Origin of the sequence: Blautia sp. 1001283B150304_161114_C9 (genome assembly GCF_015668165.1) — a bacterium.
Taxonomy (GTDB): Bacteria; Bacillota; Clostridia; order Lachnospirales; family Lachnospiraceae; genus Blautia_A; species Blautia_A wexlerae.
Window position 1 is genome coordinate 1 of sequence record NZ_JADPGO010000066.1, and the last position, 5,789, is coordinate 5,789.

Consider the following 5,789-nt stretch of genomic DNA (forward strand, 5'->3'; position numbering starts at 1 on the left):
ATGTTATTCTTATCATAGGCAGTGGAGCTTTCTTAGTTCAGTTGTTTCGTGTGGTAACTTAACAATAACGGATTATGGAAAGTAATTCCACTGCTTTTTTAATAAAAATAAAACTGCGCCACAGCCTTGGCAGGCCATCGCGCAGCGATTTTGTTCAATCGGGATTTGTAGAATTAGTAAATCTCGATTTTGGGAAATACAAGAATGTGTCTCATTATGGTTTTAATGCGGTTTGTAAGGAGAAACAATATGATTGGGTTTGTTATATGGTCACTTTTGGGAGTGTTTATAATTGGATTAGGAATAAAAGATATGTTTTCTAAGAATCCCGTTGGATTCTGGGCTAATACCGAAACAATAAAAGTAAAAGATGTTAAAGGTTACAATCGTGCGAGCGGACTATTGTTTATAATCTATGGAATCATTTTTGTTATATTAGGAATTCCGCTGTTAGATGATCAAAATACACCATACGTTCTGTTGTCGGTTATTGGTGTGATGGTGGAAACAATTGTAATTATGGCTGCTTATAGTTTAGTTATCGTTAAAAAGTATGAAGAGAAGTAAATAACTTTGAAGTTGCAAGGAGGAAATTATGAAATTTATGCAAACAGAGAAAAAACAGCTATTGATCTATGTGATTATAGCATACGGAATCACATATGTAATGGGACTTCTGATGTGGTATAGCTATGGAAAAGGTCTTGATCTCAGCGCTTTTCCAAATGCGCAGATGCTGTATCCAGCAGCAGGTGTGATGATGGCTTATTTAATTACCAAAAAAGGAGATAAAAATCTTCCAACGGCTTTTTACATATTCTTTGTAGCTCTCACGGCGGTGCTGGTTGTCTGCACGGCGGCTTCTGTTCTGGCTCCCCAAAATAGAGATCTGATGAGCATGCCATATTCTCAGTGGACACCGATCATGGAGTACGTTATAATAGGTGGCAGCGTTATTTTCTGGATTCTTCTTCTGCAATCCGGTAAAGAAAAGCGCAGATCCTATGGACTGAACAGCGAACATTGGAATATATCTATTCGTATGATCCTGTTGTTTATTGGATTATATCTTCTCAGATTTGTGATTGCCTGTGCTCTGAGCGGCCAGCTTTCTGAATTTGGCAAAATAATGGCAAATCCTACTACCTGGATCATATTTTTTACTGTTTTGGTAAACTTTTTCCTGTCAGTAGTGGCATTCTTTGGAGAAGAATACGGATGGAGATATTATCTTCAGCCTCTTCTTCAGAAAAAATTTGGACTAAAAGGCGGCGTAATCCTTTTGGGCTGTGTGTGGGCTGTATGGCATCTGCCAATAGACTTCTTCTATTACACTACGCCGGATATGGGGCTGGCGGCTCTGGCAAGCCAGTTTGTTACCTGTATTTCACTGGGGATTTTTATGGCATATACTTATATGAAAACCCAGAATATCTGGGTTCCGATAATTATTCATTTTCTGAATAATAATATGGTGGTAGTTTTTTCAGGAACGTACTCTGCGGATGTACTTCAGAATCAGCAAATCCACTGGGGAGATATTCCTGTTGCACTGGTAATGAATCTGCTGATCTTTGGATGGGTGATCTTTCTGAAGCCATTTAAGGAGAAAAAAGCATAATATTGAATTCATTCAAATTATTTAGAACAATTTGCAGGAGTACCTGCATTTTTAGGAATAGTTATTTTAATTTCATGTATTGCAGATTGGATGATATTTGCAAAAATCGAAGTGGCATAACTTATAATAGGTTAATCATAATTGTAATCAAAAATCAATGTCCATTCTGTGGCAAATCATTAAGGGTTGTACCTATAAATAGTGAAGAATATTGTCCACACTGTGGTTGTAAAATAGAACAGGAGCATAAGAAAATTCAAGTTTGTAGAATTCAAAAATATAATATGAAATGTGAGATAGAGCGTATGGAAATAATCTATACGTTCTATTTTTTTGCCTTTTTGAAAAAAGTGATTAAAAAACTATTGACATTTTGTTACTGGAAAGACAGCAAAATCTATTCTGATTAGCTGTGGTGCAAGGTTGGCACCATTTGACATCAAGGAGCTGCGTGACCTGACTGCTTATGATGAACTGGAGCTTGATACATTAGGGGAGAAAAAGACAGCACTGTTTGTCATTATCTCCGATACCGATGCAACATTCAATTTCATTGTCAGTATCATGTATTCGCAGTTGTTCAATCTGCTTTGTGACAAGGCAGATGATGTATATAACGGAAGACTGCCGATTCACGTCCGGTGCTTACTGGACGAGTTTGCGAACATCGGGCAGATTCCACAGTTTGAGAAGCTGATTGCTACTATCCGTAGCCGGAAAATATCAGCTTCTATATTTTTGCAGTCAAAGTCACAGCTAAAGGCTCTGTATAAGGACAACGCATGCTCATGTGCGGTAAAGTAACACATAGCTTTGATAGATAGCCACCTACTATTCCAAACTCCATAATATCAAAAAGCAGGACAAGCATAGCCGTTTGCTCTGCTTTTTTTATATTCCTTTCTTGACAGCCGCCATATACCGTATTATACTGTACTTGTTAAAACAATACAGTTAAAGACAGAAAGGCGGTGGGACTTTGGAAATTGTTGTGAGCAACAAAACAAGTCGCCCTTTGTATGAGCAAATTTCAACACAAATTAAATCACAGATTATGAATGGTGAACTGAAAGCTGGGGAAGCACTTCCCTCTATCCGTTCTCTTGCAAAATCCTTGCAGATAAGTGTTTTGACTGTTCAAAAGGCATACGACCTGCTTCAATCAGACGGTTTTATCGAAACGACAGCCGGAAAAGGTTGTTATGTATCAGTACAAAATCAAGACTTCTATCTTGAAGAACAGCAAAAGAAAATCGAGGAACACTTTAACGAAGCCATTGAAATTGCCCGTACAAGTGGAATACCACTTAATAAATTACTGAATTTGTTGACACTATTGTATGAGGAGGATTGACAATGAACAATGCTTTGACTATTTCGAGTCTTACCAAAACATATAAAGATTTTGTTTTGGACAATGTTTCTTTTAGCGTTCCAAGTGGGTCTATTGTCGGGTTGATTGGAGAAAATGGCGCAGGAAAGAGCACAACAATAAATGCGGCTTTGGGGCTTATCCATAAAGAAGCCGGTCATGTTTCGATATTGGGAAAAGATGAGCTGGACAATGAAACAAAAGAACAGATTGGAGTAGTATTTGACGGAAGCAATTATCCGGAAATTCTTTCTCCTAAGAAAATCAACCAGATAATGAAAAATATCTATGGCTCATGGGACGAGCAAGCCTATTTTCGGCTGCTGAAACAATTTTCCTTGCCCCTTGATAAGCAGATTAAACAGTTTTCCAAAGGTATGAAAATGAAGCTGGCTATTTCCGTAGCCCTTTCACACCATTCTAAGCTGCTGATTTTGGACGAAGCAACCAGCGGGCTTGACCCTGTTATCCGGGACGATATTCTGGATATGCTTTTGGATTTTGTGCAGGACGAAGAACACTCCATACTGGTATCTTCCCACATTACCAGCGATTTAGAAAAAATTGCCGATTACATTGTTTTTATCCATAAGGGAAAAGTTGTTTTTTCCAAATCGAAAGATGAACTGATTGAACACTATGGCGTTATAAAATGCGGAGCAGCACAATTTGACGCATTGGATAAATCGGATATTATCACATACAGAAAAATGGATTACGAATGGCAGATTTTAGTTTCTGAACGGGATAAAATTCAGAAAAAATATCCAAAAGCATTGATTGTACCCGCTACGATTGATGAAATTATGCTTCTCTATGTAAAGGGGGAAAGATGATGAAAGGCGTTTTACTAAAAGACCTCTATATTGCAAAGAGCAATATCTTTGTAACTATCGTCAGCTTGATTGTTTTAGGTTTTGGATTGTCTTTTTTACTGGAAACAAGTGCACTTCTGATTTTAGCCCCGGTAGCTTCCACAACAGCGGTTTTTATCAGTATCACAAGTGACGCAGGCTCAAAATGGAATAAAAATGTGATTACCATGCCCGTATCAAGAAATCAGATTATCAGAGAGAAATTTATCTTTTATATCTTGCTTGCGGTAATCGGTTTAATTACAGCACTTATTCCATGTATTGTGCTTATGTTAGCGGGAGCAGATATAACAGTTCATTCTTTGTGCTTATATGCCGCAATCGGTATGAGTGCCACTTTATTAGCGGGTGGCATTAGCTTACCATGTGCTTATTTGTTTGACCCGGAAAAATCCCAAATTGTTTTTATGATGTCCTTTATGGCATCGACAGGTGTTATTGTTGGGCTTGTACTTCTCACAAACCTCTTTATTCCTGTAAAAGACAATATCCAGTTGGCTTTTAATATCGTGCTTGTAATCTCTGTTGTGTGGTTTTTTATCTCATATCGGATTGCAGCAGCAGTATATAAAAATCGGGATATAGTTTGATAACACAGTACATAGAAATACTGGAACCAGTCCTCAGAGGTGACGGACAGGAGATGTGGCAGGCATTGGACAGAATTATTTCAGCAAAAAATTCCATGGAAGGGATTGTGGCAAAAGAAATGTATATTCGGGGATTCCTGGATTATGAAAGACTGATGTGTGAAAAAGATAGTTACATTTGAAAATAGAAATATGGAAAAATAAATGATAAGACCTCCTGTGTGTAAATAGATAACTCACAGGAGGCACTATAGTATACGGTATTATCAATAGATTATTCTGCAAATCCCTGCTGTTCCATTTCGTATTCGACTTTAGATTCATTTCCTTGGTTGGTGGAGGCGAACAGGTGACGGAATATGAAGCGGCAGAACGGACCAACAACTAAGATCTGCAGTGGGTAAGCCATAATGAAATTTAGACAAATGGTCTGGAGCCAGATAAAAATCAGGTTTGAAGTGATTCCTGATGATTCGATGGTTCCAAGCAGGCTCATAAGCGGCACCATTGTACAGACTGTGAAGGTCTGGATGCAGAGGATGATGAAAATTGGTCGGTCAGTTGATTTTGCCACGCGGAATGCGAAGTATTTGGACGTTTTGCTGGCAATGAAGAATGCACAGAGAAGCCCGATGAACCATTCCAATGGGAAAGAATGCAGTGCGTGTTTGAAGGTAGCAGCCTGAAGTCCGCCGGTGTGGATGGCGACATTATAAACGCCCATGATAAAAATCATACAGCCGGATGTGATAAGGGTAAAAATGAATTCCTGAAATTTTGTTTTTGGCATAGTAAGCCCTCCTTATAAAAATAATAAAAAATTTCATATAAACACAAAAATGTCGCCTATCCGTCTGACAATAGATAAGCGACATTTTATGTCATATTTATTTTATCAAGTATTGGAGTTCAATGTCATAGGGATTTTGCACAAAATATAAATGAAAAGTAAAAAGTTCTGTGGAATCTTTAAGAAAGCTTTGCAGAATAACTAGCACTAACTTCTTGTTTGAAAAATTGAGAAAACGTAATATTGAACAAAAAAGAAATGCACAGTTCTTAGCTTATCGTGAACTGTGCATTTTTGTAAATAAATACTTTAATTAGCCGATTACGGCATCCTCTGCTGTAAAATGTTCCAGAGAATTTTCTTTTACCTGAATGCAGATATAAGTAATTCCAGAAATATCGGATGCAAAAAACTGACGCTTTGCAGCAGGTGCGATTTTTAGCCAGTCTCCAGTTGAAAGGCTAATTTCTTCTCCATCAATTATGGCTTTGCCGTTACCTGAAAGAATTCCATAGATTTCTTCATTTTCTTTATGAGAATG

7 protein-coding genes and 2 pseudogenes are annotated in these 5,789 nt (G+C 37.7%); 7 read left to right on the forward strand and 2 right to left on the reverse strand.

All coding sequences use genetic code 11. The features are described from left to right. Positions 1–249: 249 nt before the first annotated feature. From I4V44_RS17000 to I4V44_RS17030, 7 genes and pseudogenes are all read left to right on the forward strand, one after another. Positions 250–567, forward strand: coding sequence for a hypothetical protein (locus tag I4V44_RS17000; RefSeq protein ID WP_118138214.1), 318 nt, complete (start codon positions 250–252; stop codon positions 565–567). 28 nt (positions 568–595) lie between these two features. Beyond that, the gene (locus I4V44_RS17005; protein ID WP_117677733.1) at positions 596–1,621 is read left to right on the forward strand and encodes a CPBP family intramembrane glutamic endopeptidase; all 1,026 of its coding nucleotides are present in this window, start codon (positions 596–598) and stop codon (positions 1,619–1,621) included. 381 nt (positions 1,622–2,002) lie between these two features. After that, positions 2,003–2,404: pseudogene (locus I4V44_RS17010) on the forward strand (type IV secretory system conjugative DNA transfer family protein); the annotation flags it as partial. Positions 2,405–2,600: 196 nt separating this feature from the next. After that, positions 2,601–2,975 (forward strand): GntR family transcriptional regulator, encoded by a 375-nt coding sequence (locus I4V44_RS17015; protein WP_118331683.1) that lies wholly within the window; start codon positions 2,601–2,603, stop codon positions 2,973–2,975. A gap of 2 nt (positions 2,976–2,977) precedes the next feature. Next, positions 2,978–3,829, forward strand: coding sequence for an ABC transporter ATP-binding protein (locus tag I4V44_RS17020; protein ID WP_118588294.1), 852 nt, complete (start codon positions 2,978–2,980; stop codon positions 3,827–3,829). Continuing rightward, complete coding sequence (locus I4V44_RS17025) at positions 3,826–4,458, forward strand: ABC-2 transporter permease (RefSeq protein ID WP_243100893.1); 633 nt, start codon at positions 3,826–3,828, stop codon at positions 4,456–4,458. Before I4V44_RS17020 ends, I4V44_RS17025 begins: the two co-directional genes overlap by 4 nt. Continuing rightward, a complete protein-coding gene (locus I4V44_RS17030) occupies positions 4,455–4,640 on the forward strand; it encodes a hypothetical protein (protein WP_118331675.1) in 186 nt (61 codons plus the stop codon). Before I4V44_RS17025 ends, I4V44_RS17030 begins: the two co-directional genes overlap by 4 nt. Before the next feature lie 92 nt (positions 4,641–4,732). Here I4V44_RS17030 and I4V44_RS17035 read toward each other — a convergent pair whose 3' ends face one another. Both I4V44_RS17035 and I4V44_RS17040 read right to left on the reverse strand, forming a co-directional pair. Continuing rightward, entirely contained in the window at positions 4,733–5,248 is a 516-nt protein-coding gene (locus tag I4V44_RS17035; protein ID WP_118588298.1) for a DUF2798 domain-containing protein, read from the reverse strand. 313 nt (positions 5,249–5,561) lie between these two features. Next, positions 5,562–5,789: pseudogene (locus I4V44_RS17040) on the reverse strand (cupin domain-containing protein); the annotation flags it as partial.